This is a genomic window from Alcanivorax sediminis (assembly GCF_009601165.1).
GTDB lineage: Bacteria > Pseudomonadota > Gammaproteobacteria > Pseudomonadales > Alcanivoracaceae > Alcanivorax > Alcanivorax sediminis.
Genome location: NZ_WIRE01000001.1, coordinates 273,377 through 297,344 on the forward strand (window position 1 = coordinate 273,377; position 23,968 = coordinate 297,344).

23 protein-coding genes are annotated in these 23,968 nt (G+C 59.2%); 14 read left to right on the forward strand and 9 right to left on the reverse strand.

Annotated elements, in window-relative coordinates; genetic code table 11:
* Window positions 1–79: 79 nt before the first annotated feature.
* The 3 genes from GFN93_RS01100 to ompR all read right to left on the reverse strand — a co-directional run bounded on the left by GFN93_RS01100 (window position 80) and on the right by ompR (window position 3,455).
* Window positions 80–646 carry an outer membrane beta-barrel protein gene (locus GFN93_RS01100; protein WP_194285726.1) on the reverse strand — a complete coding sequence of 189 codons (567 nt, stop codon included), beginning with the start codon at window positions 644–646 and terminating at the stop codon, window positions 80–82.
* 709 nt (window positions 647–1,355) lie between these two features.
* Window positions 1,356–2,672, reverse strand: coding sequence for an ATP-binding protein (locus tag GFN93_RS01105; protein WP_153498606.1), 1,317 nt, complete (start codon window positions 2,670–2,672; stop codon window positions 1,356–1,358).
* Window positions 2,673–2,744: 72 nt separating this feature from the next.
* Window positions 2,745–3,455 carry an osmolarity response regulator transcription factor OmpR gene (gene ompR, locus GFN93_RS01110; RefSeq protein WP_328594092.1) on the reverse strand — a complete coding sequence of 237 codons (711 nt, stop codon included), beginning with the start codon at window positions 3,453–3,455 and terminating at the stop codon, window positions 2,745–2,747.
* A 217-nt stretch (window positions 3,456–3,672) separates the two neighbouring features.
* Between ompR and GFN93_RS01115 the strand changes: the two genes are divergently transcribed.
* The 10 genes from GFN93_RS01115 to rsd all read left to right on the forward strand — a co-directional run bounded on the left by GFN93_RS01115 (window position 3,673) and on the right by rsd (window position 16,297).
* Window positions 3,673–4,977 carry an efflux RND transporter periplasmic adaptor subunit gene (locus GFN93_RS01115; protein WP_153498607.1) on the forward strand — a complete coding sequence of 435 codons (1,305 nt, stop codon included), beginning with the start codon at window positions 3,673–3,675 and terminating at the stop codon, window positions 4,975–4,977.
* Window positions 4,970–8,578, forward strand: a complete 3,609-nt coding sequence (locus GFN93_RS01120; RefSeq protein WP_328594094.1) for an efflux RND transporter permease subunit — start codon at window positions 4,970–4,972, stop codon at window positions 8,576–8,578. The genes GFN93_RS01115 and GFN93_RS01120 overlap by 8 nt, the downstream gene beginning before the upstream one ends.
* 208 nt (window positions 8,579–8,786) lie before the next feature.
* A complete protein-coding gene (locus tag GFN93_RS01125; protein WP_153498609.1) occupies window positions 8,787–9,149 on the forward strand; it encodes a response regulator in 363 nt (120 codons plus the stop codon).
* Window positions 9,150–9,293: 144 nt separating this feature from the next.
* The gene (locus GFN93_RS01130) at window positions 9,294–11,654 is read left to right on the forward strand and encodes a Tex family protein (RefSeq protein WP_153498610.1); all 2,361 of its coding nucleotides are present in this window, start codon (window positions 9,294–9,296) and stop codon (window positions 11,652–11,654) included.
* Window positions 11,655–11,768: 114 nt separating this feature from the next.
* Window positions 11,769–13,331 carry a glutamate--cysteine ligase gene (gshA, locus tag GFN93_RS01135; RefSeq protein WP_153498611.1) on the forward strand — a complete coding sequence of 521 codons (1,563 nt, stop codon included), beginning with the start codon at window positions 11,769–11,771 and terminating at the stop codon, window positions 13,329–13,331.
* A gap of 321 nt (window positions 13,332–13,652) precedes the next feature.
* On the forward strand, window positions 13,653–13,847 hold the full coding sequence (rmf, locus tag GFN93_RS01140) for a ribosome modulation factor (protein WP_153498612.1): 195 nt from the start codon (window positions 13,653–13,655) through the stop codon (window positions 13,845–13,847).
* Window positions 13,848–13,971: 124 nt separating this feature from the next.
* The gene (locus GFN93_RS01145) at window positions 13,972–14,475 is read left to right on the forward strand and encodes a disulfide bond formation protein B (protein ID WP_153498613.1); all 504 of its coding nucleotides are present in this window, start codon (window positions 13,972–13,974) and stop codon (window positions 14,473–14,475) included.
* Between the two features lie 6 nt (window positions 14,476–14,481).
* Window positions 14,482–14,850: a CidA/LrgA family protein gene (locus tag GFN93_RS01150; protein WP_153498614.1), complete on the forward strand. Its 369-nt coding sequence runs from the start codon at window positions 14,482–14,484 to the stop codon at window positions 14,848–14,850.
* Window positions 14,834–15,565 (forward strand): LrgB family protein, encoded by a 732-nt coding sequence (locus tag GFN93_RS01155; protein WP_235901612.1) that lies wholly within the window; start codon window positions 14,834–14,836, stop codon window positions 15,563–15,565. The genes GFN93_RS01150 and GFN93_RS01155 overlap by 17 nt, the downstream gene beginning before the upstream one ends.
* A 249-nt stretch (window positions 15,566–15,814) precedes the next feature.
* Complete coding sequence (gene rsd, locus GFN93_RS01160; RefSeq protein WP_153498615.1) at window positions 15,815–16,297, forward strand: sigma D regulator; 483 nt, start codon at window positions 15,815–15,817, stop codon at window positions 16,295–16,297.
* A gap of 169 nt (window positions 16,298–16,466) precedes the next feature.
* Here rsd and GFN93_RS01165 read toward each other — a convergent pair whose 3' ends face one another.
* The 4 genes from GFN93_RS01165 to creB all read right to left on the reverse strand — a co-directional run bounded on the left by GFN93_RS01165 (window position 16,467) and on the right by creB (window position 20,345).
* On the reverse strand, window positions 16,467–16,682 hold the full coding sequence (locus GFN93_RS01165; protein ID WP_153498616.1) for a hypothetical protein: 216 nt from the start codon (window positions 16,680–16,682) through the stop codon (window positions 16,467–16,469).
* Window positions 16,679–18,037 (reverse strand): cell envelope integrity protein CreD, encoded by a 1,359-nt coding sequence (creD, locus tag GFN93_RS01170; RefSeq protein ID WP_153498617.1) that lies wholly within the window; start codon window positions 18,035–18,037, stop codon window positions 16,679–16,681. Before creD ends, GFN93_RS01165 begins: the two co-directional genes overlap by 4 nt.
* A gap of 251 nt (window positions 18,038–18,288) precedes the next feature.
* Window positions 18,289–19,692, reverse strand: coding sequence for a two-component system sensor histidine kinase CreC (gene creC, locus GFN93_RS01175; RefSeq protein ID WP_328594095.1), 1,404 nt, complete (start codon window positions 19,690–19,692; stop codon window positions 18,289–18,291).
* Window positions 19,689–20,345, reverse strand: a complete 657-nt coding sequence (creB, locus tag GFN93_RS01180; RefSeq protein WP_328594097.1) for a two-component system response regulator CreB — start codon at window positions 20,343–20,345, stop codon at window positions 19,689–19,691. The genes creC and creB overlap by 4 nt, the downstream gene beginning before the upstream one ends.
* Before the next feature lie 74 nt (window positions 20,346–20,419).
* On the opposite strand from creB, the gene GFN93_RS01185 reads away from it, so the two are divergent.
* Window positions 20,420–20,782, forward strand: coding sequence for a SpoIIAA family protein (locus GFN93_RS01185; protein WP_153498618.1), 363 nt, complete (start codon window positions 20,420–20,422; stop codon window positions 20,780–20,782).
* Window positions 20,783–20,933: 151 nt separating this feature from the next.
* Here GFN93_RS01185 and GFN93_RS01190 read toward each other — a convergent pair whose 3' ends face one another.
* Window positions 20,934–21,377: a GAF domain-containing protein gene (locus GFN93_RS01190; protein ID WP_328594099.1), complete on the reverse strand. Its 444-nt coding sequence runs from the start codon at window positions 21,375–21,377 to the stop codon at window positions 20,934–20,936.
* A 120-nt stretch (window positions 21,378–21,497) separates the two neighbouring features.
* On the opposite strand from GFN93_RS01190, the gene GFN93_RS01195 reads away from it, so the two are divergent.
* The 3 genes from GFN93_RS01195 to GFN93_RS01205 all read left to right on the forward strand — a co-directional run bounded on the left by GFN93_RS01195 (window position 21,498) and on the right by GFN93_RS01205 (window position 23,600).
* Window positions 21,498–22,115, forward strand: coding sequence for a TetR/AcrR family transcriptional regulator (locus GFN93_RS01195; RefSeq protein ID WP_153498619.1), 618 nt, complete (start codon window positions 21,498–21,500; stop codon window positions 22,113–22,115).
* 110 nt (window positions 22,116–22,225) lie between these two features.
* Window positions 22,226–23,188, forward strand: coding sequence for an NAD(P)H-dependent flavin oxidoreductase (locus GFN93_RS01200; protein WP_153498620.1), 963 nt, complete (start codon window positions 22,226–22,228; stop codon window positions 23,186–23,188).
* 22 nt (window positions 23,189–23,210) lie between these two features.
* The gene (locus tag GFN93_RS01205; protein WP_153498621.1) at window positions 23,211–23,600 is read left to right on the forward strand and encodes a nuclear transport factor 2 family protein; all 390 of its coding nucleotides are present in this window, start codon (window positions 23,211–23,213) and stop codon (window positions 23,598–23,600) included.
* A gap of 31 nt (window positions 23,601–23,631) precedes the next feature.
* Here GFN93_RS01205 and GFN93_RS01210 read toward each other — a convergent pair whose 3' ends face one another.
* The gene (locus GFN93_RS01210) at window positions 23,632–23,964 is read right to left on the reverse strand and encodes a potassium channel family protein (RefSeq protein ID WP_153498622.1); all 333 of its coding nucleotides are present in this window, start codon (window positions 23,962–23,964) and stop codon (window positions 23,632–23,634) included.
* Between the last annotated feature and the right edge of the window lie 4 nt (window positions 23,965–23,968).

A 23,968-nucleotide genomic window follows, 5' to 3' on the forward strand; every position in this document is an offset into this window, starting at 1 on the left:
AAACGAGTCTGCGCCGGCCCAGCCGGCACAGACTCCATGGATAGCAGAGTCATGCTCTGTGCGCATGCCCTCAAACCGGTCAGAAACGGCTGATAAAGCCCAGGTTGATGGTGGTGAGATCGAAGTCGTCATCGTCATCCAGCTGAACCCACTCGGCATAGAGCGCTGCGTTCTCACTAAGATTGATGTCCACACCCGCGCCATAGGAAGGATCACTGGCGGTGACTTCCTCACTCTCACGCGAGCTCACCGAGCCCAGCAAGGTGCTGGTGGTGAATTCGGTCGTCACCTCTGCCGTGGCCGTGGAGTGCCCAAACAACACATACGGTGCCACCGGCTGGCGACGATCCAGACCCAGCTTCACATAAGCCCCCACCAACCATTCCGGATCGATATTGACGGTGTAGCCCCCCTCGCTGAGCTCATCATCATCAATGCCATAACCCAACCGTCCCTCCAGGGCCACATAGGGGTTCACCTGTACCCCGAAGCGGGTCTGGAAAGCACCCGGTTCGATATCATCGCTGTCTGTTTCCTGGTTAAGCATGCTGTAGTGGATACCGAAGTAGCCATCCTGATCATAAACGTCGTCGGCAAACGCCGGCGCATGCAGTGCCAGCAACGCCAGCGGTATCAGCTTTTTCATCTCAATCTCCCTGATCATTAAGTCATGAGAACATGGTACAGAAGCCCCTTTCTCGCGTCATCAAAGCTTCGCAAAATTCGGTAACCCTTTGTAATTCATAGGCCAATCACATAGTAAGGGCTAACAAACAGGCAAAAAAAAAGGCCGCACAAAGGTGCGGCCCAACGACCTGTGCCTGGGGGGGCAGCAGGTTATCGGCATTCACAACACGTCATGGATCGCCATCAAGGCAGAACCCGCATGATGGAATCAGCAGTAACTTGTATGGGGTGGTGAGGCAATACGGGTCAGATACCCGTTATATAGACAGGTCATAATGAGCTCTCCCAAGTCCTTTTGTTCGCTCCCGGCCCGCTTCTAGTGCGTTATTGTCAGGCCGTTTTCATTATCTTGAACCGTTTGCGTGCACTAATTTTTATGCACCTCTGCGCGTAAATACAATCCCTTCATTACGGCTACAGGCCAAGCGGTCGATTTAGCCGGGTTTCCGGTTCAAACCCCGGCTCGAATGGTCTTCAGTGATTTCGAGAATGCGCCGCTTGAGCGTCACAAACTGTGAAATAGCGCACAGTGAACAAAACAGAACAAAGAATTTCCTGCCGGTAACGGAACCGGCGCCCGACGCAACCAGCTCGGCCCTTGATGCCAGCGCGCCGCTGGCGCTTCGGACCTTGCTTCAGGCACCCCGCATCTGGCTTCGGACGTACACCTACCTCACCCCGGCCGAAAGGGATTCCGGCTGCACAAACTGGCCAGTGACCGGGAAACGTACGGTGACCAGCAGACCGCCATGGGGATGGTTCGCCAGCGCCATTTCTCCGTGATGCATGTCCACAATGCGCTTGACGATGGCCAGCCCCAACCCGCTACCACTCAATGTGCGCGCCTTCTCGCCGCGGGAGAATGGTTGCAGCAGCAGAGGGATATCTTCCTCCTTTACGCCCTTGCCATGATCACGCAGGGTCAGCACGACCACGTTCTCCTCTACCGCAGTGCGGATTTCCACTGGCGAGGCACCATACTTGAGCGCATTGCCGATCAGGTTGGCCAGCATGCGTTTTACCGTGAGTCGCTTGAGCATCATGCGCGGCAGGTCATCCAGCTCAAACCGAAGCTGCTCTGCCGGGTACTTGCCCGCCACCTCCTGAATCAGACCATTGAGGTTTTCAAAATCCGGCGTTTCATCCGCACCATCGCGAATAAATGCAATGAACTGATCGAGGATGGCATCCATGTCCTCAATGTCTTCGATGATGCCCTTGGCAAGCTCCTCATCCTGCATGAACTCAGCGGAGAGACGCAGTCGCGTCAGCGGCGTGCGCAAATCGTGGGACACCCCCGCCAGTAGCAGCGCCCGATCGCGCTGCGCCTGCTGCAGATCGCTGGTCATGCGATTGAAGGCGGTGTTCACGGCTTGAATCTCTTCCGGGCCAACGGAGGTATCCAGCAATGGCACGGCTTCGCCGCGCCCGACTTTCAACGCCACCCGGGCCAGCCGCCGCAGCGGAAGATTCAGCCCTCGCGCGATCAGCAGCCCCCCGATAATGGCCAGCAACGGTACCGTCACCCCCCAGCCCAGCAACAGGTAACGGTCATAATCACGGAAAAACTCCATGGGCACCCGCAACCAGTTGCCCCGGAACGATTCCGCGCTCACCCACAGCACCGGCTGACGACTGTCTTCCAACCGCACGGTCACCGGTTCGTCGAGCATCACTTCCAGCTCTTCCTGAAATCGACTGACCACCGGCAAGGACAGCAGCATGGAGCCCTGATGGAGGTTACTGGGCGTCGCCACCTCTATACTGGTCGCTCCCGCCAGCCGCCCGGCCAGCCTGGCGTCCTCCTCACCGGATTCATTGAACGCCAGCTCCGCCTGCAGCACCGTCAGGCGAGCATATTCTCGAATCCCGGGCAGGTAAGCATTGCGCGCAAAGAACCACAGGGTCAGCGCCTGGCTGATACCGATCACCAACCCCACCACAATGGCAGAGCGGACAAAGGCCGTACGGGGATAGAGTTTCATGGATAGATCGCCAAAGGCCTGACGCCCGAAGCCTGACGCCCAAAAGAGCACCCGACTTTAAGCGTCGGGCGTTCAATCAGGTACAAACACATAGCCCACACCCCAGACCGTCTGGACATAGCGAGGCTTGGAGGGGTCGTCTTCCAGCAGGCGGCGCAGGCGGGAAACCTGCACATCGATGGAGCGCTCCATGGCAGACCATTCACGACCACGGGCCAGGCTCATCAACTTGTCGCGAGTAAGCGGTTCACGGGGATTCTGCACCAGCGCCTTGAGCACAGCGAATTCACCGGTGGTCAGGCTTTGCGGATCGCCGTCGCGGGTCAGGGTGCGGTTGGCCAGATCCAGCATCCACGGGCCGAAGCTTACCTGCCCCTCCTCTTTGCTGGGCGCGCCCGGCAGCTCACGAACATGACGGCGCAGCACCGCGCGAATGCGGGCATCCAGTTCCTTGGGGTTGAACGGCTTGGGCAAATAGTCATCCGCACCAGCATCCAGCCCCTCAATCCGCTCCGCATCATCACCCTTGGCGGTCAGCATGATAATCGGCAGGCTGTTCTCCGCTTCGCGCAGCCGACGGCAGATGGACAAACCATCTTCGCCCGGCAGCATAAGATCCAGTACCATAAGTGAATAGATTTCACGGGACAGGGCTCGGTCCATTTGCTCGGCATCCGCTACCGCCTTGACGGTGTAGCCAGCCTCTTCCAGAAACCGTTGCAACAGGCTGCGCAGGCGCGCATCGTCATCCACGACGAGAATCTTGTCTTGTTGTTCGCTCACTGGGCCTCCCGGGAATCTGCGCACTGGGCATGCAGACGCAAAGAATTAACGAAACAGAACTATTTCACGCTCTGATTTACGCATTATGCTGCGAACGTGCAAGAAATTGGCAGGACCAGATTGTTTAAAAACATTGCCAAGCCTCTCTGATCCGGCTTGACGTACCGTTACCTGAACGGCTTTTACACTCAAGAATAAAATAGATAAGGGGTCGACCTTGCGCGAGCGTCTCCAACAAATTCCACCGATTCCCCGAGTCATTCTGGGCACCGTTGCGGCCATTGTCCTGTTGGCCATATTCAAGCCCTCGGCCCCCACCCAGGATGTCAGCGAACATTCCGACCGGGTGCGTTATGTGCTTGCTGAACCCGCCGCCCGGGCTCCACAGGTGCAGCTGTTTGGCCGGGTGCAGTCCCCTCGCGCGGCCAGCCTGACTGCGGTGGTGACGGCCAACGTCTCCGAAATCCCCGTACGGGCAGGCAACCGGGTCAGCCAGGGCGACCTGATGATTCAGCTGGACGACACCGAAGCCGCGCTGGCTCGCGATCGCGCCCGTGCCAGCCGCGATGAGGCCCAGGCCCAGCTACAGACCACGCGTCTACGCTACGACAGTGACAAACAGAACCTGGTACTGGAGAAAAAACTGGCCAGCCTGGCCGCCGACAATCTGGAGCGCCTGCAATCCCTGCGTGGCAAAAACCTGGTTTCCCAGACTCAACTGGACCAGGCCGAGGAAGCCAAGGCCCGTGCCGACCTGTCGCTGGCCCAGCGCCAGCTCAGCGTCAGCGACTTCCGAAATGAACTGGCACGCATGGAAGCGCGCCTGGCAAGCGCCGAAGCCCAATTGCAGCAGGCCGAACTTGATCTCGGCCGCACCCGGGTGGAGGCTCCCTTCGACGGTACCGTGACCAATGTGGCCGTAGCCCCTGGTGAACGGGTGCGCCCCGGCGAGCCACTCATCAGCCTGTTTGCCGATACCGAGCTGGAGGTGCGTGCACAGATTCCTGATCGCCACCTGCCGGCCATCCGAAATGGCCTGATGCAAGGCGATCTCTCCGCCAGCACCCAACTGGAAGGCCAGACCCTGGCGCTGAATCTCAAGCGCCTGGCCGGCGATGCCGTAGATGCTCGCGGCGGCATTGATGGCCTGTTCGAATTTGTGGGTGGCGTCCCCGCTGCAGCATTGGGCCGCCCGATCACCATCACCCTGACCCTGCCCAAACAGGAAAACCTGCTCGCCCTCCCTGCCACCGCCTTGCACGGTCTCAATCGTCTCTACCGCATAGACGATGACAACCGGCTGCAGCGAGTGGATACCGAGATTGTTGGTGAATCCATGCAGGGTACGCAGTCCCTGCTACTGCTTCACGCACCGGACCTGAAGGGCGGCGAGCGCGTGATGACGACCCAACTCCCCCAGGCCATTGTCGGTCTGCCGGTGGACCCTCAGCCGGTACCCGGCAGCAATGCCGATACCGAGCAGGAAAAGCCGCAAGACGCACCGGAGGCCAACGGTGAGTGAGCCTCGGGGCCTGATCGCCAGCTTCACCGGCCACAAGGTCGCCGCCAATCTGCTGATGCTGCTGATGCTGATGCTGGGGCTGCTCGGCCTCTCCCGGCTCAACACCCAGATGTTTCCGAATTTCGAATTCGATTACGTCACCGTCACGATTCCCTGGCGCGGCGCCAGCCCGGAGGATGTGCAGCGCTCCATCACCATCCCGGTGGAGCAGGCCATCAAGACCCTGCCCAACACCAAGAAACTGATCGCCCGCTCACAGCAGGGCGCGGCGGCCTTCTTTATTGAGCTGGAAGCCGGCTCTGACCTCGGCCTCGCCCTGGATGAGGTGCGCCAGCGCATCGACTCCATCCGCAACCTGCCCCAGGATGCGGAGCGCCCGGTGATTCAGAAAATCACTCGCTATTCGCTGGTCACCAGCATCCTGCTGACCTCCCGGGAAGGGAACCTGGAAGAACTGCGTCACCTGGCCCGGCAACTGGAACACGAATTACTGGCTCTGGGCGTTGGGAAAGTGGAATTTGCCGGCATGCCGGAAGAGGAAATGGCCATTCAGGTGCCCGCCGGCACCCTTCACGATCTGCGAATGACGTTGGGCGATATCGCCAACCGGGTACGCAGCTTCAGCCAGGACACCCCTGCGGGCACCGTCGGGCGTGATGATGCCGCCAAACAGCTTCGCGCCCTGGGGCAGCGCCGTGATGAGCGGGCCTTTGCCGAACTACCGTTGATCACCACCGCCGATGGCCAGCAACTCACGCTGGGTGACGTGGCCATCATCGAGCGCCGCCCCCGCGATGACCAGGCCACCCTCACCTGGCAGGGTAGTCCCGCCATTGAGCTGCAAGCCATGCGCGGTGAAGACGACGACATGCTGGAGCTGGCCGACAAGATTCTCACCTGGGGCGCGCAACGCCAGGCCACCCTGCCGGAAGGGGTAACCCTGACCTTCCATTCCCAGGCCTGGAAGCTGGTGCAGGACCGTATTTCCACTTTGCTGTGGAACGGCATCTCCGGTCTGGTTCTGGTCATTTTAACTCTCTACTTCTTTCTCAACGCCCGGGTCGCCTGGTGGGTCACCGTGGGTATCCCGGTGTCCTTCATGGCCACCCTTGGCCTGCTGTGGTTCTTTGGCGGCACCATCAACATGATCAGCCTGTTCGGCCTGATTCTGGCGCTGGGCCTGATTGTGGACGACGCCATTGTGGTCGGTGAGGACACGCTGACGCACCTGCAACAGGGCGAATCCGCCCACCGCGCAGCCCTGGGCGGCGCCCGGCGCATGTTCTGGCCGGTGGTGGCCTCTTCTACTACGACCATTGCCGCCTTCCTGCCGCTGGGCATGATGAGCGGCGCCATGGGCAAGATTGCCTTCGATATTCCCTTCGTGATGATCTGTGTGATTCTCGCCTCGCTGATGGAGTGCTTCCTGGTGCTGCCAGGCCATCTGCATCACAGCTTCCGGGGCCTGCAGATAAAGAGCAGTGGTCTGCGCCAACGCATTGATGAGGGATTCAACCGGTTACGGGACGAAAAATTCCGCCCCCTGGTGCAATGGTCTGTGGACCATCGGCACCTGGTGAGCGTCTCTGCTATTTGTGCTTTTGTACTGGCACTCAGCCTGGTCGCCACCGGCTGGCTCAAGTTCACCTTCTTCCCGCCGGTGGACAGCGACCAGATCCGTGCCATTGCCGAGTTCACCTCCGGCACCGATCAGGCACAGGTAGATCACTTTCTCGACCACCTGGAGGACACCCTCTACCGCACCGATGAAGAATTGGGCGGCCACCTGGTACAGACCACCATCATGCATCACGGCGCTGCGGCCGGCTTCCCCAGTCCCGGGGGCCGTCAGGACAAAAGCGGCGATGAATACGGCACCTTGATGGTTGAGGTCTATATTGGTTCCGACCGGGAAATCAGCAACGACGAGCTGATCCAGGCATGGCGGGAAAAGATCCAGCTGCCTGCCGGTCTTGAACAGCTGACTATCGCCCAGCCTGAAGCGGGCCCGCCGGGCAAGCCCATCGAGGTCAAACTCACCGGCAGCGAAGCAGGCACGCTCAAGGAAGCCTCACTGGATCTGCAAGAGCGGCTGCGCAAGTTTACCGGCGTCAGCAATGTGGATGACGACCTGCCCTACGGCAAGGAACAGCTCACCTTTCAGCTCACTCCCCAGGGGCGGGCGCTGGGTCTGTCTCTCAATGATGTGGCCAGCCAGCTGCGCTCCGCTTTCGACGGCAACCTGGCCCAGATGTACAACGAGGAAGACGACGAAGTGGAGGTACGGGTGATGCTCCCCGACCAGGAGCGACGTCGTTTCAGCGCTATCGAGCGGCTCCCTGTCATCACACCGCTAGGGGAAGCTATCCCGCTGCGGGACGTGGTCCACTTTGAGGCTCGCAAGGGGGTGGATTTACTACGTCGGGTCAACGGTGAGCTGGCTGTCACCGTCTATGCCGATCTGGATCCGGAACAGGGGAATGCCAACGCCATCATCGCGGCCCTCAAGGAAAACACCTTGCCACAGCTGCAGGCCCGCTATGGCGTCGGTGTCGGCTATGAAGGCAAGCTGCAGGAACAGGCTGACAACCTTCGCGACATGGCCACCGGTGCGCTGCTCGGACTTGCGATCATTTATATTGTGCTTGCCTGGGTGTTCAGCTCCTACTCCTGGCCGCTGGCGATCATGACTGCCATCTTCTTCGGACTCACAGGCGCGGTCATTGGGCACCTGTTCACCGCCCCCTTTGGCATCAAGTTTTCCATGTTCTCTGCCATGGGCCTGTTTGGTTTGTCCGGCATCATCGTCAACGATTCCATCGTGCTGGTGAGCTTCTACAAACAACTGGTCGCCGACGGCATGGACCGTTTCGAGGCCATTGTGGAGGCCTGCGTACGGCGCCTGCGTGCGGTATTGCTGACCTCCATCACCACCATTGCCGGGCTGACACCGATCCTGTTCGAAACCTCGCTGCAGGCTCAATTCCTCAAGCCCATGGCGGTCAGCCTGGTGTTCGGTCTGTTCTTTGGCACCAGCCTGATCCTGCTGGTAGTACCAGCCATGCTGATGATCATCGAAGAGCAGCGCGATCGTTTCCGGCATCTGGGCCACCTGCTCACGGTGGACAACTGGGGCAACCTGGCCCGCAGCCTGTGGCGCTTCGATCCACAACATTATCGCCAGCAACCCGGACCGGAAGGACTCGGCGGACACCTGTGGTGGGTCATGATTCTGGGCCCCTTGCTGCTGATCAAACTGTTCGGCCTGCTGCCAGCCCTGATCGGAGCGGCCCAAGCCGGCCACCTGCTGGTAGCGATTCCCGCCGGGGCGGCTTGGCTGGCAATGACCGGCTTCGGCGGCCTGTTCCTGTGGCAGCTGTTCAAGCGCAAACGCAGCGCCCCCTCCAGCGCTGGCCGCTGGCTGCTATTGACCGGCGCAGGCGGCCTGCTGATCGCGTTCCTGGCCCCCTTTGCGGGCGAACCCGGCACCACTCTGGCCCAGCCGTTCTGGGCCCTGGCCCGCAGCACCCTGTGGTACGCGCTGATCATGCTACCGCTGCTGTTCTGGTCCCGGCGCAGCGCCAGTACGCTGACGAGATAGGCCCGGGCAGCACGCCTCAAGCAGCAACACCTTGAGCCCGGGACGTGCAGCTGCCTGAAGCGACATTTTACGTCACAATGTATGCCACAATTCGACAGATTACCTGCTCCCGAACAGCTGATATGATGCTGAATTGATCGCATAACATAACGACAAAGATAACAAGACAGGCCACCGCATCGGGATGGCCCGGTTTCAGGAGAGCAAGATGGCAAAAATCCTCGTAGTGGATGATTCCCCGACGCAACTCACCAACCTGGTCAAGATTGTCGAAAGCCAGGGGCACAGCGTCGTCACGGCCACCAATGGCATGGAAGGCGTGGACAAAGCGCGTGAGGAACAACCTGATCTGATCCTGATGGATGTGGTCATGCCGGAACTGAACGGCTTCCAGGCAACCCGCAAGATCACCCGCGACCCCAGCACCGAGAAGATTCCGGTCATTCTGGTCACCACCAAAGACCAGGAAACCGACAAGGTGTGGGGCGAGCGCCAGGGCGCCTTTGGCTACGTGGTCAAGCCGCCGGTGGAAGCGGAGCTGGTGGCCATGATCAACAAGGCGCTGGGCTAAGCTCCGGCGGCGCCCCAATCCAAGCCACAGCAGCTTTTACAAGTCAATCTGTTAACGACCGGCATCATTCCCTATGATTCCGGTCGTTTTCGTTTTTATACACCGGTGACCCGCTTGGCACAGGTGTGCATATCAGGGAATCTCATGCGTAGTATTGAACAGATCATCGCCGAAGAAATCGGCTGCCAGGTACAACAGGTCAACGCCGCCGTGGGGTTGCTGGACGAAGGTTCTACCGTCCCCTTTATTGCCCGTTACCGGAAAGAGGTCACCGGCGGACTGGATGACACCCAGCTGCGTAACCTGGAAGAACGGCTGCGCTACCTGCGGGAAATGGAAGAGCGCCGCGAAGCCATCCTGAAAAGCATCGCCGAGCAGGAAAAGCTCACCCCGGAGCTGGAAAAGGCCATCAAAGCCGCGGACACCAAAACCCGCCTGGAAGATCTCTACCTGCCCTACAAACCCAAGCGCCGCACCCGTGCCCAGATTGCCCGGGAAGCGGGCCTGGAGCCGTTGGCTGACAGCCTGCTGAATGATCCGACACAGGATCCGGATGCCCTGGCTGGCGGCTACCTGAACGAAGAACACAAGATCGCGACCGCCAAGGATGCCCTGGACGGCGCCAAACAAATCCTCATGGAGCGCTTCGCCGAAGATGCCGAACTGCTCACCCGGCTGCGCACCTACCTGTGGGACAAGGCCCAGATCCAGGCCAAGGTGGCCGACGGCAAGGAAAAGGACGGCGCCAAGTTCAGCGACTACTTCGATCACAGCGAAGCCCTGAAAGACATCCCCAGCCACCGTGCACTGGCCCTGTTCCGTGGCCGTAACGAAGGCATCCTGCACGTTTCCATGGTGCTGCCGGAGGAGCTGGAAACCGCCATCCCGCACCCGTGTGAAGGCATGGTCACCGCCGTCTCCGGCTGGAGCCATCAGGGCCGCGCCGCCGATGACTGGCTCAAGGAAGTGATGCGCTGGACCTGGAAGATCAAACTCAACACCCACCTGGAAACCGAACTGCTTGGCCGCGTACGCGAGCTGGGCGAAGAGGAGGCCATCCAGGTATTCGCCCGTAACCTGAAGAGCCTGCTGATGGCCTCCCCGGCCGGTCCGAAGTGCACCATGGGGCTCGACCCGGGCCTGCGTACCGGGGTGAAAGTGGTCGTGGTGGACCCCACTGGCAAGCTGCTGGAACACACCACTATCTATCCGCATCAGCCCAAGAATCAGTGGGACCAGTCCCTGTCCGTGCTCGCCGCGCTGTGCATGAAGCACAAGGTGGAACTGATCGCCATCGGTAACGGTACCGCCAGCCGCGAAACCGACAAACTGGCCGGTGAAGTGGTCAAGGCCAGCAAGGGCAATATCCAGAAGATCATGGTCTCTGAAGCCGGCGCTTCGGTGTACTCCGCTTCCGAACTGGCCGCCCGGGAATTCCCCGAGCTGGACGTGTCCTTCCGTGGCGCCGTCTCCATTGCCCGCCGTCTGCAGGATCCGCTGGCCGAACTGGTGAAGATCGACCCGAAAGCCATTGGTGTGGGCCAGTACCAGCACGACGTAAGCCAGGTGAAGCTCTCCCGCTCCCTGGATGCGGTGGTGGAAGACTGTGTGAACTCCGTGGGCGTCGATGTGAACACCGCGAGCGCTCCGCTGCTGGCGCGCATTGCTGGCCTTAACAGCACCATTGCCGGCAACATCGTCACCTTCCGCGAGAAGAACGGCGCCTTCGGCAGCCGTAATGACCTCAAGCTGGTGCCGCGACTGGGTGACAAGACCTTCGAACAGGCCGCCGGCTTCCTGCGCATCATGAATGGCGCCAACCCGCTGGACGGCTCTTCAGTCCACCCGGAAGCCTATCCGGTGGTGGAAAAAATTGCCGAAAAACACAGCCGCCCGCTCAAGGAAGTGATCGGCGATGTCTCCTTCCTGAAGAAGGTGAATGCCTCCGAGTTTACCGATGACAACTTCGGTCTGCCCACGGTCACCGACATCCTCAGCGAGCTGGAAAAACCGGGCCGAGATCCGCGCCCGGAGTTCAAGGCAGCGGTATTCAAGGAGGGGGTAGAGACCCTCAAGGACCTTAAGCCCTCCATGATTCTGGAAGGCACCGTCACCAACGTGACCAACTTCGGCGCCTTTGTGGATATCGGCGTTCACCAGGATGGCCTGGTGCACGTATCCGCCCTGTCTGACAAGTTCGTGGAAGACCCGCACACCGTGGTCAAGCCCGGCGACATCGTCAAGGTGAAGGTGCTGGAAGTGGATCTGGACCGCAAGCGCATCAGCCTGACCATGCGCATGGACGACCAGCCAGTGGAAAAGGGCGCCGCGCCCGCCGGTCGCCCCGGTGCCGCAGCCCGCAGGGGCAACAGTGCGCCCCGTGGCGGACAACGCCAGGCCGGCAACCGTCAAGCCGGTGGCCAGCCACAGAATGCGGGGGGCACGTTTGCGGACCTGTTCGCCAAAGCCAAGGAAGACCAGAAGAAAGGCAAAAAACGCCTGTAACATGGCTGGGGCAAGCGCGGCTGACTTCTCACGGTCACCCGCTTGCCCCATGATTGTCGGATTACCGTCACACCCGTCGCCGAACGACTCCGGCGGCCTGGACCGGGCCCTACCATGAAAGATCTGGAACAGCGTATCCATGCCCTGCTTGATTCCGATGCCGCCGCCACGCTGGCCGGTATCCGTCGCGGCATCGAGAAGGAAAGCCTGCGCATCACCACCGATGGCACCCTGGCGCAGACACCCCATCCCAAGGCCCTCGGCTCGGCCCTGACGCACCCCTATATCACCACGGATTATTCCGAAGCCCTGCTGGAATTCATTACCCCGGCCACCACCGAAGTGCACAAGCCGCTGGCGTTTCTGGAACAGCTGCATCGCTATGTCTACAGCCACATCGGCGATGAAGTGCTGTGGGTGAACTCCATGCCCTGCATGATCAGCCAGGACAGCGATGTGCCGGTGGCCCAGTACGGCAGCTCCAATGTGGGCCGCATGAAGACCATCTACCGGGAAGGGCTGGGTCACCGCTATGGCCGCAAAATGCAGACCATTGCCGGCATTCATTACAACTTTTCCTACCCGGAAGAGTTCTGGAAGCTGAACCAGCTACTGGAGAAGGATAATTCGCCGCTGCAGGATTACATCTCCCGCCGCTACTTTGACCTGACCCGCAATTTCCAGCGCTATTCCTGGCTGCTGGTGTACCTGTTCGGTGCGTCGCCTGCCCTGTGCAAATCATTCCTGGCCGGCCGCGAGCATCAGCTGGATACCTTCGATCACACCCTCTACAAGCCGCATGCCACCAGCCTGCGCATGAGCGATCTTGGCTACCAGAACAATGCCCAGTCGTCCCTGGCCATCAGCTACAACAATCTGGACGAGTACGTCGAGACGCTGACACACGCCATCAAGACGCCGGAAGCCGCCTACGAAAAAATTGGTGTGAAAGATGCGGCAGGCAACTATCAGCAACTCAATGCCAACATCCTGCAGATTGAGAACGAGTACTACTCTTCCATTCGCCCCAAACGCACCATCAACTCGGGCGAACGTCCCACCACCGCTTTGCAGAAACGCGGGGTGGAATACATCGAGATACGCGCACTCGATCTGAACCCGTTCGAGCCCGTGGGCATCAACCAGCAGGAGATCCGTTTTCTCGATCTTTTTGCTACCTATTGCCTGCTGATGGAATCACCGCTGCTGGAAAAATGCGATCTGATCGCCAGCAAGACCAACCTGCAGAAAGTGGTCTACGAAGGCCGGGACACCAGCATTGCGCTGTGCCGCTGGGGCAAGTCCGTCACCCTCAAGGATTGGGCCAGCGAAAAACTGGAGCAGATGAAGCCCATCGCCGAACTGTTCGATCGCGCCCACGGCGGCAACGACTATGCTGATGCCCTGTCCCGTCAGCAGGAAAAAGTGTGCACACCGGACGCGACGCCATCGGCGCGGATTCTGGAAAAACTGGAAGGACGCAAGCAGAGCTTCTTCCAGTTCGCCATGAACCAGGCCCTGGCGCACCGGGATCATTTCCTGTCCCGTCAGCGCTGTGACGAGACCAACGCGAAACTGGAGCAACTGGCCGCCACCAGCCTGGCAGACCAGCAGGCCTGGGAGCAGACTGAGCAGCAGTCTTTCAGCGATTACCTGGCAGATTATTTCCGGGACTGAAAGCATCCAGAGAAGAGGTTCGAGAGGCGAGTTTCTGAACTCGTTACTCGAGACTGACTACCGCGCTCGGGCCTGGATCAATTGCAGGGATAACCCAAAGGCCGCAGGGAGCTCCCTCAGCGGCCATGAGCCTGGCCTGAGCCCTTCCCCCGTCCACCATCGGGCTTCAAGCCTCTGACATTAACAAACCCACGTCACACCCTTAGTGACCAGCCGTACACGTTGTTGCACTTTCGGTCGTATTCACTACAAAAATGCGCCGTGTTCCCCTATGCAAAGCCCTCGCCGATGCTAGTCTCAAGGCATGACAGGAGAGACACCATGAACCCGAACCAGCAACAACGGGAAAAAGCCTACAATCAGGGCTGCATGTGGGGCCTCGGCGGCGGCGACAGCAATCGCTGCCCCTATACGCCTGACGATCCGCTGACACAGTGGTGGTTCCAGGGCTGGGAAGCCGGCATCGACGCCTGGAATGACCGTCACCACAACAAGGCACCTGCCCAACAGGCGTGATCCTGCCAGCCTGGCACTCCCTGGACCTCTGCGACCCGGCAGCCTGCGACTTTCGTCGCTGTGAAGTTGCCGCCAAGCCCGCTTTTCCCTACCCTTCCGGCGTCAACGAACGAAAGAGCTCACCATGACGTCGATCATTCCTGCTCCGCGACTGCTTAACCTGCTGGCCCTGCTGGCCTGTCTCTTTGCCATGGCCGGCGCCCTCTACCTGCAACATGTGGACGGCCTGGAACCCTGCCCCCTGTGTATCTTCCAGAGGGTCGGCGTCATCGCTGCCGCACTGGTGTTGCTGGTGGCAGCCGTGCACGGTCCTAAACGGGTTGGGGTACGTATCTATGGCCTGCTTACCGGTCTCGCTGCCATCGGCGGCGGTGCGGTTTCCATCCGTCATATCTGGCTGCAAAACCTGCCACCGGATCAGGTCCCGGCCTGCGGCCCCGGTCTTGAGTACATGCTGGACGTCTTCCCGCTACAGAATGTGGTCCAGCAGGTATTGGCTGGCTCCGGCGAGTGTGCCGAGCTGGACTGGAGCTTCCTGGGGCTCAGCCTTCCGGCCTGGTCACTGGTGGTATTTTCCGGGCTGCTGGCGGTCGCACTGATTCAGCTGTTCCGCCCATTGCCCCGCTGATTTGTCATGATTGATGGCCTGTTGATCCTGCTGTTTTTCCAGTTTCTCGGTGAGGTGGTGATTCGCCTCACCGGCCTGCCCCTGCCTGCCCCTGTGCTTGGCATGGTGTTGCTGCTGATCGCCCTGCTGCTCAATGCGCCCTTCTCCCAGCGCGTCGCCCCCGCCGCCGGCACCCTGATCAAGCACATCAGCCTGCTGATCTTTCCCCTGGGTGTGGGCATCGTACTGCAATGGGACCGCTATCAGGAAAACGCCCTGGCCCTGGTCGTGGCGGTGGTGGGCGGCACCATTCTCAGCATGATTCTGGTGACCCTGATGCTGAAATTCCTGATGGGTGGCAAGCACCAGGAAAAAGGGGATGGCCATGGACACTGACCTGCAATCCCTGGCCGGGCTGGTTCACACTCCCCTGTTCGGCGTTCTGCTCACCCTGGCCAGCTATCAGTTCGCCCTTTGGGTGTATGGCAAGAGCAACAGCCTGCCTTTGTTTCACCCTTTTCTGGTGGCCTCTATCCCGGTCATTATCGTATTGCCGCTGGTCGGCGTGAATTATGAGGAATACCGCGAACAGACCAGTCTGATCGCCTTCCTGCTCGGCCCGGCCACCGTGGCGTTGGCCTGGCCCCTGTATCGCCAGCTGCATACCGTACGCAGCGTGCTCACCCCCATCATGATCGCTACCGTGATCGGCGCCTTTATCGCGGCCGGCATCTCCGTAGGTCTGGCGTGGTGGCTTGGTGCTCCACAGGATGTAATCGCATCACTGGCGCCCAAATCCATTACCACCCCCATCGCCGTGGAAGTGGTGAAGTCCACCGGAGGTTCGGAATCGCTGGTGGCCGGCGCCGTGGCGATTACCGGCATTGTCGGCGCACTGGCCGCCGGCCCGATTTTCCGTCTGCTGAAGGTGACTGATGACCGCATTCGCGGCTTTGCGCTGGGCCTGGTGGCCCACGCCATTGGCACAGCCCGCGCCTTCGAGTACGGCGAGAAGGCCGGTGCTTTCAGCGGCCTGGCGCTCGGCCTCTGCGGCCTGGTAACTGCACTGGCATTACCGTGGATCTGGCCCTGGATCGCCTCACTGCTCTGATGCCTGTGAGCCGGGGCACAGTTTCCCCGGCTTTTTCCCATCGCTACAAAAATCGCTTTATTTATAAAAAAATCGTCTTTATCGGCAAGTTACTGAGTCCTCTCCGTTTTTTCACTCTCCTCGCCCTCTCTGCCCCCAAAAGCCCATTCTGCCCATTGCAGCCTGCGGCGAGGAAAGCCTAGTCTCGATAGCCCGCAAGGAAAAACGGCGTTACAGAATACTCAGCCATTCCAATAAGGAGGAGAGACAATGGCGAGCACGTCACCCAGCGCAATGGCCCAGTGGCAACGCATTGAAACCCTGGTAAAAGCATGGCTGGATGAGCGCCAGCAATTGATTGTCTTGCTCTGCACGCTGCAAGGCATGCGCGGTTTCAGTTCACAAGTGCCACAGCAAAAACAGCTACAACAATTTTGCGAATTACTGATGGATTACATCAGTGCCGGTTACTTTGAGGTATACCGGGAACTGGTCAACGAAGCCCGCCATTTCCATCGTGAAAACCCGGCACTCACTCACCACATTCTCAGCCAGCTGGATGCCTCCACTGACGAAGCCCTTGCCTTCAATGCTGATTTCGAAAACCCGGCCAGCAATAGCCTGCTGAAAGCCCGGCTTCCGCAGCGCATCAGCCAACTCATGGAAACCCTGGAAGAACGTTTTGCCCTGGAAGACCAGCTGATCCTCAGCATTCACCAACAGGAACCGCCGCTGCGCAAAGCGATGCATTAAGGGAACGCAACAGGCTACACGCCAAAACTGGCCAGGGATCCGGGCATTGGCAAGGAAGGAGAATAGAAGCGAATTGCGAGTTTCGAAAGGCAAAATCAAGAACCACACCCGCTTTTGCTTTTCGTAACTCGAAACTCGTTACTCGCTTCTCCTCGCTCGTAGCTGAAACCTACCCGAGCCCCAACAATGCCCGCCCACGCTGCCGCGCGCCCAATCGCCACCACAGCATGCCCAGACTGCGAATCGCATCTCGATCCGCTGCGTTGCTCGCGAGGGCCTGCTGCGCCAGGCGTAACGCCTGACGCAGCAGAGAGTGTTCGTCCATGGGCCGCTGTCGAGCAGCCATCATCAAGGCATGGATTCTGATCCGTGCCGCGCGCTTCATGAAGCACTCCCGGTGACCGGCATGGCTTTCGGATTACCGCGCCCTGCAGCGGCAAAGCTGTACCAGTCAAGTTTGCGGGTGACCAACATCACTGCAGAGAGTGCAACGAACAGCAGTAGCGCACCCAGCAACAATGCATAGTCTTCTGCCATTAGGATGCCGTAGATCAGCCCCTGCACCAGCAACAGACTCCCGGCAAAGCCCCAGCCCGACCCCGGCGATCGCATCACTGCCATCAGATAGACACCGATCAACGCGCAGCACGACAAGGCAGCGGCCAGATACGCCCAGACAAAATCAATATGTTCACTGAGGGCCACCAGCAGCAGATAGAACATGGCCAGCGCCAACCCCACCAACAGATACTGCATGGCATGCAGCGGATAACGACGCAGCACTTCAAACAGGAAGAATGCCGCAAAGGTGAGCCCCACAATCAGAAAGCTGTACTTGAGGGCCCTCTCGCTGGATAGCAAACCGGTCACCGGTTGAACCAGGCGCACGCGCAGTGATTCATCCCTGTCCAGGCACAACCCCTGATTACGGGCACAGTGAATCGCCGAAGAGGAAGCGAGACTATTGGTGCGCCAGCGGCTGTTAAAACCCGCGCCACTGATTTCCCTGTCCACGGGCAGCACCAGGCCTTCAAAACTTGGGTGCGGCCAATCCGATTGCAGGTTCACTTCCGTCTGCTTCGCTAGCGGGACAAAAGACAAGGATTCCGCGCCATTCAGATTCAACCTGATCTGAACCGAGAAAGGACCACGCAAATCACCCGGCAACCTCGCCGCCACAACATTTTCCCCCAATCCGGAAGGAAGCTCATCGGTCTCGATCAGGGCAAGCAACTTCCCGTTCACCATAAAGCTCGGCAACTCCACCAGCCCACGCAATGCGCTGACATGGGTGATGATCATGGCTTCTTCCGAGACCAGCACCTCGGGTTTCTGGACCGGCTCTCTGAACACCGGCATTTGCGCCTCTATCTGCAGCAGGCTGCGATACATGGGCGAGCCATAGATTCCCCGAAAGCGCATCTCCGTCTTCATTTTTCCATTAACGGCCAAAATCTCCGGGATATAACGGAAATGCGTCGTTGAGTGTTTCCAGTAAGTGCACTTTTCGTCTTTCTTGCAGTTACTTTTTTCCTGCAGCTTTTTGGTAATACGTTTCACCACGATCACCGGCCCACTCAGGATCTGCTCCCCCCCCACCTGCTCGGAAAGGGAGGATCTCACCTGCCAGGCCTCATTCTCGCGTTCACTGACCTTCCCCTGGATCATCATCAACGGCACCACCAGCACCAGCAACAATCCGGCGATGGTCAGCATTTTCAAAAACAGGCTATTTTTCATGGGTCCTCTCCCCTGTTGGTAACGGGGATCAGGATGCCGACGTTATGAGAGGGTTATGTGTGGATTGTGTGGGGGAATGGCAGCGTCGAGCGATGAGCTTCGAGTTGCGAGAAGCGAGTTTCGAAAGGCAAAACCTCAACCCCCATACCTGGTTGTTGTTTTTGATTTTCGAAACTCGCGTTTGGAATCCTTACCTCGCTGTCACTCGGACCGCCCGCAGCCCCTGACGAGCAAGAGGGCTATGGCTATGGCTATGGCAGCCTGAGTGTTACCGCCACCCCATCATCAGTGTTTTCTACTTGCAGCGAACCACCATGCAGGCTGGCGATCTCCTGGACCATGGCCAGGCCAAGGCCGGAACTTTTCTCCTGCCCTGGGGCCGGCAGGGAATAGAAACGTTCAGTGACGCGGGAAAGCGCATACCCAGGAATCTGTGGCCCACGGTTTTCCACTCGCAGCGAAGAGTCCGCCACCTTGATCACCAAGGTCGATTCAGGCTCGGCAAAGCGCAGGGCATTATCGAGCAAGTTGAAGAGCGCTAACGTCAGCGTTTCCGGTTCGGCATTCAGCGCTCTGCCTTCCACCTTCAAGTGCAGCGACTTTTCCGCCAGCAAGGCATAACGGCTGGACTGCCATTCCTTTACCAGAGACGCCACCTCTACCGGCTGCTTCCGGGCTGGCAAGCTCTCCAGTTTTTCCAGCCGAGCCATAGCCAGTAACCGATCGAGAAGATGACTCAGGCGTACCGTTTCATGCACCACGTTATCGGTAAAACGACTCAGGGCAGGATCGTGAATTTCTTCCGCCAGAATTTCCCCCGCCCCACGAATGGCAGCCAGCGGGCTTTTCATTTCATGGGTCAACATGGTCACGTTGTCTTCCAGCCGCGACCGGTCTTCCAGCTTGCGACGCATCGCCGTCACCGCATCGGCCAGCGCACGAATTTCGTCCTTGCCGCGAAAATCCGGCGGCGCCGCCCTTTCGCCACTGGCCACCGCCTCGGCGTAACGTTGCAAACGGCTGACCCGACGGCTCAGCCACCAGGCCAGCAAGCCGCCCAGCAACAGGCAGAACAGCAATACCCCGCTGCCGTACAGCATCAAGGTGCGCTCCGCGCGCTGCACAAACGGCTCAATGGATCGCCCTGGCTTACCCAGACTGATGACACCAATCAAGCTGCCGGCATCCCGAATCGGTGCTGCCACATACATCACCGAGGTGGAAGGATCTGCCGGATCACTGCGCGTGGTACGCGCGCCATAGCCGCCTTGCAGCGTCAGGTAGACGTCATTCCAGCGGGAGAAATCTTCACCTTCATCGATCCCCCGCGAGTCGAACAACACCACGCCATCCGGGCCGGTGATATAAACATGGGTATGGATAGCGCCTTTCTTCATCCCCCAGATATCCGCATCCGGGGTACGTGCGGCATAGCGCTGCAATGCTTCTCGCAACTGTGGGGTAATCACAATGGCGCCGTTTGCGGCATCCACGGCCACCATTTCCGCCAGCAGATTGGCCGCATCCACCAACGTCTCTTCGGCCGATTGACGCACCAGCGGCTTGGCCTGACTGAATACCATGTCCAGCACGAACCAGCCCAGCAGCCCGAGGATCAGGAAGTAAAACAGCAGCAGGCGTTGGCCGAGTTTCACAGGCTCTCCAGGAAGTAACCAAGCCCACGGCGAGTCGCGATCAGGGCATCCGCCTGCAGCGGCTTGAGCTTGGCGCGCAGGGTCTTGATATGGGTGTCCACACTACGCTCGAAACTGTCTTCATCACTGTCGCAGATATCCAGTAAATGGGCCCGGCTGAACACCTGGCCAGGGTGCTGGATCATGGCCGCCAGGATCCGGTACTCGGAACGCGTCAGTGGCAGAGGCTGACCTTTGCAGAGAATCCGGGCGCCCGCTTCGTCCAGTTGCCAAAGCGACTCGGACACCCGGGGAGCCAACCGCTTGAGAATGGCACGGATGCGCGCGACCACTTCCCTCGGGCTGAACGGCTTGGTGACATAGTCATCACCGCCCAGTTCGAGCCCAAGCACTCGGTCCACTTCTTCCTGCCGGGCGGTGAGAAACAGCACGGGCACCTCACTGCTGGCTCGCAGCCGTTTGAGCACTTCAAAGCCATTCAAATCCGGCAAGCCCACATCCAGCACGACCAGGTCCACCTTGCCGTGGGACAGCTTCTCAAGCGCCACCTCTCCCAGCGCCACATGGGACACGGTGAAGTGCTCGCGCTCAAGCGCGAACATCAACGGCTCCGCAATCCGCGGTTCGTCATCTACAATTAAAATGTGGGTCACGTGCCAGGTTCCTTAACGGATATCGTGGCATGATAACCAGAGCACCGTCGTCACCCAAGGAAAGGAGACACATCATGCTGGAGCGCATCGACAACCTGCCCGAGGATACCGTGGGCGTGAGCGGTCACGGCGAACTGACCGCCAGCGATTACAAGGCCGTTCTGATTCCCGCCATCGAGGAAGCCCTCAGCGACCATCACCAGATCAATTTCCTCTACGAGCTGGGCCCCACTTTCGAGTCCTTCTCTGCCGGCGCCATGCTGCAAGACGCCCTCCTTGGCCTGCGCCACCCGCTCAGCTGGCACAAGATCGCCGTCGTCACCAGCCACGACTGGATCGCCAACCTGATCCGCCAGGCCAGTGCGGTGATTCCAGGAGAAGTGAGAGTATTCGAATGGGCAGAGCAAAAGGACGCGCTGAGCTGGCTGGCGAGCTGAAGAGAAGCTACAAGCCTCAAGCTGCAACGCGAGCAAGCATTATCTTTACTGCAGGCTCCTCGCCGCGATTAAGGTCTCGTCGCGGACTGCTAACCTGAAAACACGGCACTGACCAGTCCTCGCCATGTAGCTTGTCGCTCGTAGCTGGTTTTCATCCCGCCTGCCGCATGCTCAATTTCAGTGCATCCAGTAAGTCGCGGCCGGCGCTGTGCAGTTCGCGGATATCCTTGAGGAAGAAGGTCTTGCGGGCCTCGGTCTGGACCACCAGCACCCCGTAGAGCACGCTGTCGAACTCCAGAGGAATGCCCAGATAGCTCTGGAAGCGCTCTTCATCGGAGCCGTCAATGTGAAAGTAATCATCATGGGTCCGGATATCCCGAGCCACCACCGGGGAGCGGGAGCGGGCCACCTTGCCCGTGAGCCCCTGGGAAAAAGTCAGCGTTGCACCCAGCACGCTCTGGTTAAGGCCGCTGGTGGCAACAATCTCCAGGGTCTGGTTAACCACATCAGCCTGATACAAGCTGCAGACCTGCACATTCAGACGTTGTCTGACTGAGTCCACACGGGCATGCATGAAATCCGGGGGAAGAGGCACGGGAACACCTGTCGTGATGATGGGACACCAAATCTTTCAAGATTCGTGCCGAGCTGATCTATTACACGACATTTCTTTTTGTTTACACTGTATATGCATCAATTACCCCGGAGTGCCGTTTTGGCCAAAAAAGCAAAAACAGAAGCCGAAATTGCCCAATTCCGCGATTCGGTCTGCGCGGCCGCCACCCGCCTGTTTATCGAGCGAGGCCCGCAAAACGTGACCATGCGGCAGATCGCCAGCGAGGTGGGGGTAAGCCCGATGACACCCTATCGCTATTTCCGCGACAAGGACGAGATCCTTGCCATTGTCCGCGCCGAAGCCTTCAACCGTTTTTCCGAAGCCCTGGAAAACGCCGTGGCCAATGCCCCGGATGCGCGCAGCAAAGGCCGCGCCGTGGGGGACGCCTATGTCAATTTCGCCAAGACCTTTCCCTCCGCCTACCAGCTGATTTTTGCTTTCGCACAGCAGGATGAAGAGCAATACCCCGAACTGGTTACGGCCAACGCCCGTGCCCAGAAAGCCATGGTCAATTATGTGGAAGAGATGATTGCCGCCGGCTTGCTGGAAGGGGATGCCCAGCTGATCGGCTATATGTTCTGGGCCACCTTGCACGGTATCGTGGTGCTGGAGCTGGCCAGCGGCCTGCGCGGCATGAACGGCCAGACCCTGCGCGAAAAGATCATGCGCACCCTCTATGCGGGCATGAAGGTGCATCCACCCCATCTGGACGATTGACCATTTCGCTCACGGGCTCGGCAAAGGCTATTGACCTTTAAAATATACAGTGTAAATTTATACAGCAACTGATTAGCCCTCATGGGCACACCTGTACGAGGAAAATGACCATGTCACTGCCAGAATCCATTACTTCCCGGCTCCGCCTGCCGGTCATGTGCTCTCCCATGTTCATCATTTCCAACCCGGATCTGGTGCTGGCCCAGTGCAAGGCCGGGGTGGTGGGCTCATTCCCGTCCCTGAACGCTCGTCCCTTGTCTCAGCTGGACGAATGGCTGTCACAGATTACCGAGGAGCTGGCCAAATGGGATCGCGAGCACCCTGACCAACCTTCTGCACCGTTTGCGGTCAACCAGATCGTTCATCGCTCCAATGATCGCCTCGAGAAAGATCTGGAACTGTGTGAAAAGTACAAGGTACCGCTGGTGATCACCTCCCTGGGCGCTCGTGAGGAAGTGAACCAGGCAGTCCATGGCTGGGGTGGCCTGGTGATGCATGACATCATCGATAACTTCTTCGGACGCAAAGCCATTGAGAAAGGTGCCGACGGTCTCATCGCTGTGGCCGCTGGCGCAGGCGGTCACGCCGGCACCCAGTCCCCGTTCGCTCTGATTCAGGAATTGCGTCAGTGGTTCGATGGCCCGATAGCACTGTCTGGCTCCATCGCCAACGGCCGCTCCGTACTGGCCGCCCAGGCCATGGGCGCTGACCTGGCCTATATCGGATCCATGTTTATCGCCACCGAAGAGGCCAACGCGGAGCAGGCCTACAAGGACATGATTGTGGAGAGCAGCGCCAAGGACATCGTCTACAGCAACCTGTTCACCGGGGTACACGGCAACTACCTTGCCCCATCCATCGTCAAAGCGGGCATGGATCCCAAGAACCTGCCGGAAAGCGATCCGACCGCCATGAACTTCGGCTCCGGAGGCAACACCGACAAGAAAGCCTGGAAAGACATCTGGGGCTGCGGCCAGGGTATCGGCGCCATCGAAGCGGTGCAGAGTGCCGGTGATGCCGTAGCACGTCTGGCAGAGGAATATGCTGCCGCCAAGCAGGCTCTGTGCCGCTGAGTCAGCCTCAAGGGAGAGCGAAATGAGTAACCGCGGTTTGCCCACGTGGCATGAAGTCGTCAAGACCAGCAACATGGATCTGCTCAAGGACCTGATCGCCGATGACGCGGTGTTCCATTCGCCCCTGGTGCACACGCCACAGGAAGGCAAGCCACTCACGCTGGCTTACCTGACTGCGGCCATGCATGTGCTGGTTAACGACAGCTTTCACTACGTGCGCGAAGTCAACGAAGGCCATCATTCGGTGCTGGAATTTGCCCTGGAGCTGGATGGCATCGCGGTAAACGGTGTCGACATGATCACCTGGAACGATGACGGCAAAATCATCGACTTCAAGGTGATGATTCGACCCTACAAGGCTATCGAAAGTGTACGCACGCGCATGGCGGCCATGCTGGAAAAGCTGAAGTGATCAAAGAGCGGCCCGCGGGCCGCTCTTTGCTTTACGGGGCAACCGCCCCCGGCGTGTAGCGGTGAAAGGCTTCCGTCGCAGCCGCCACCGTCACTGCCACAAATACGCCGCTGAACATGATCCCCACTGTGGCGGTTGCCAGCGCCAGTAATTTGCTTTTACGGGTCGAGGGACGATAGTCGCCATAGCCCACCGTCAAAGCAGTGATAAATGACCAGTAAAACGCATCAAAGCGGCTCCACCCTTCCAGCCGCCCGACACATTGTCCAAGCAGAGTGATGAGGAGAAAGAAGAACGCCAGCAATGGAAACCCCAGCCCCATGGCGTTCAGGAACAGCTCAAGAAACAGCAGCGTAAATTCCATTTAT

What these genes read in the sequence shown, in the direction of transcription:
- GFN93_RS01100 (WP_194285726.1), bottom strand. Translation starts at nt 646, where the DNA reads ATGAAAAAGCTGATACCGCTGGCGTTGCTGGCACTGCATGCGCCGGCG.
- GFN93_RS01105 (WP_153498606.1), bottom strand. Translation starts at nt 2,672, where the DNA reads ATGAAACTCTATCCCCGTACGGCCTTTGTCCGCTCTGCCATTGTGGTG.
- GFN93_RS01125 (WP_153498609.1), top strand. Translation starts at nt 8,787, where the DNA reads ATGGCAAAAATCCTCGTAGTGGATGATTCCCCGACGCAACTCACCAAC.
- GFN93_RS01130 (WP_153498610.1), top strand. Translation starts at nt 9,294, where the DNA reads ATGCGTAGTATTGAACAGATCATCGCCGAAGAAATCGGCTGCCAGGTA.
- gshA (WP_153498611.1), top strand. Translation starts at nt 11,769, where the DNA reads ATGAAAGATCTGGAACAGCGTATCCATGCCCTGCTTGATTCCGATGCC.
- rmf (WP_153498612.1), top strand. Translation starts at nt 13,653, where the DNA reads ATGAACCCGAACCAGCAACAACGGGAAAAAGCCTACAATCAGGGCTGC.
- GFN93_RS01145 (WP_153498613.1), top strand. Translation starts at nt 13,972, where the DNA reads ATGACGTCGATCATTCCTGCTCCGCGACTGCTTAACCTGCTGGCCCTG.
- GFN93_RS01150 (WP_153498614.1), top strand. Translation starts at nt 14,482, where the DNA reads ATGATTGATGGCCTGTTGATCCTGCTGTTTTTCCAGTTTCTCGGTGAG.
- GFN93_RS01155 (WP_235901612.1), top strand. Translation starts at nt 14,834, where the DNA reads ATGGCCATGGACACTGACCTGCAATCCCTGGCCGGGCTGGTTCACACT.
- rsd (WP_153498615.1), top strand. Translation starts at nt 15,815, where the DNA reads ATGGCGAGCACGTCACCCAGCGCAATGGCCCAGTGGCAACGCATTGAA.
- GFN93_RS01165 (WP_153498616.1), bottom strand. Translation starts at nt 16,682, where the DNA reads ATGAAGCGCGCGGCACGGATCAGAATCCATGCCTTGATGATGGCTGCT.
- creD (WP_153498617.1), bottom strand. Translation starts at nt 18,037, where the DNA reads ATGAAAAATAGCCTGTTTTTGAAAATGCTGACCATCGCCGGATTGTTG.
- GFN93_RS01185 (WP_153498618.1), top strand. Translation starts at nt 20,420, where the DNA reads ATGCTGGAGCGCATCGACAACCTGCCCGAGGATACCGTGGGCGTGAGC.
- GFN93_RS01200 (WP_153498620.1), top strand. Translation starts at nt 22,226, where the DNA reads ATGTCACTGCCAGAATCCATTACTTCCCGGCTCCGCCTGCCGGTCATG.
- GFN93_RS01205 (WP_153498621.1), top strand. Translation starts at nt 23,211, where the DNA reads ATGAGTAACCGCGGTTTGCCCACGTGGCATGAAGTCGTCAAGACCAGC.
- GFN93_RS01210 (WP_153498622.1), bottom strand. Translation starts at nt 23,964, where the DNA reads ATGGAATTTACGCTGCTGTTTCTTGAGCTGTTCCTGAACGCCATGGGG.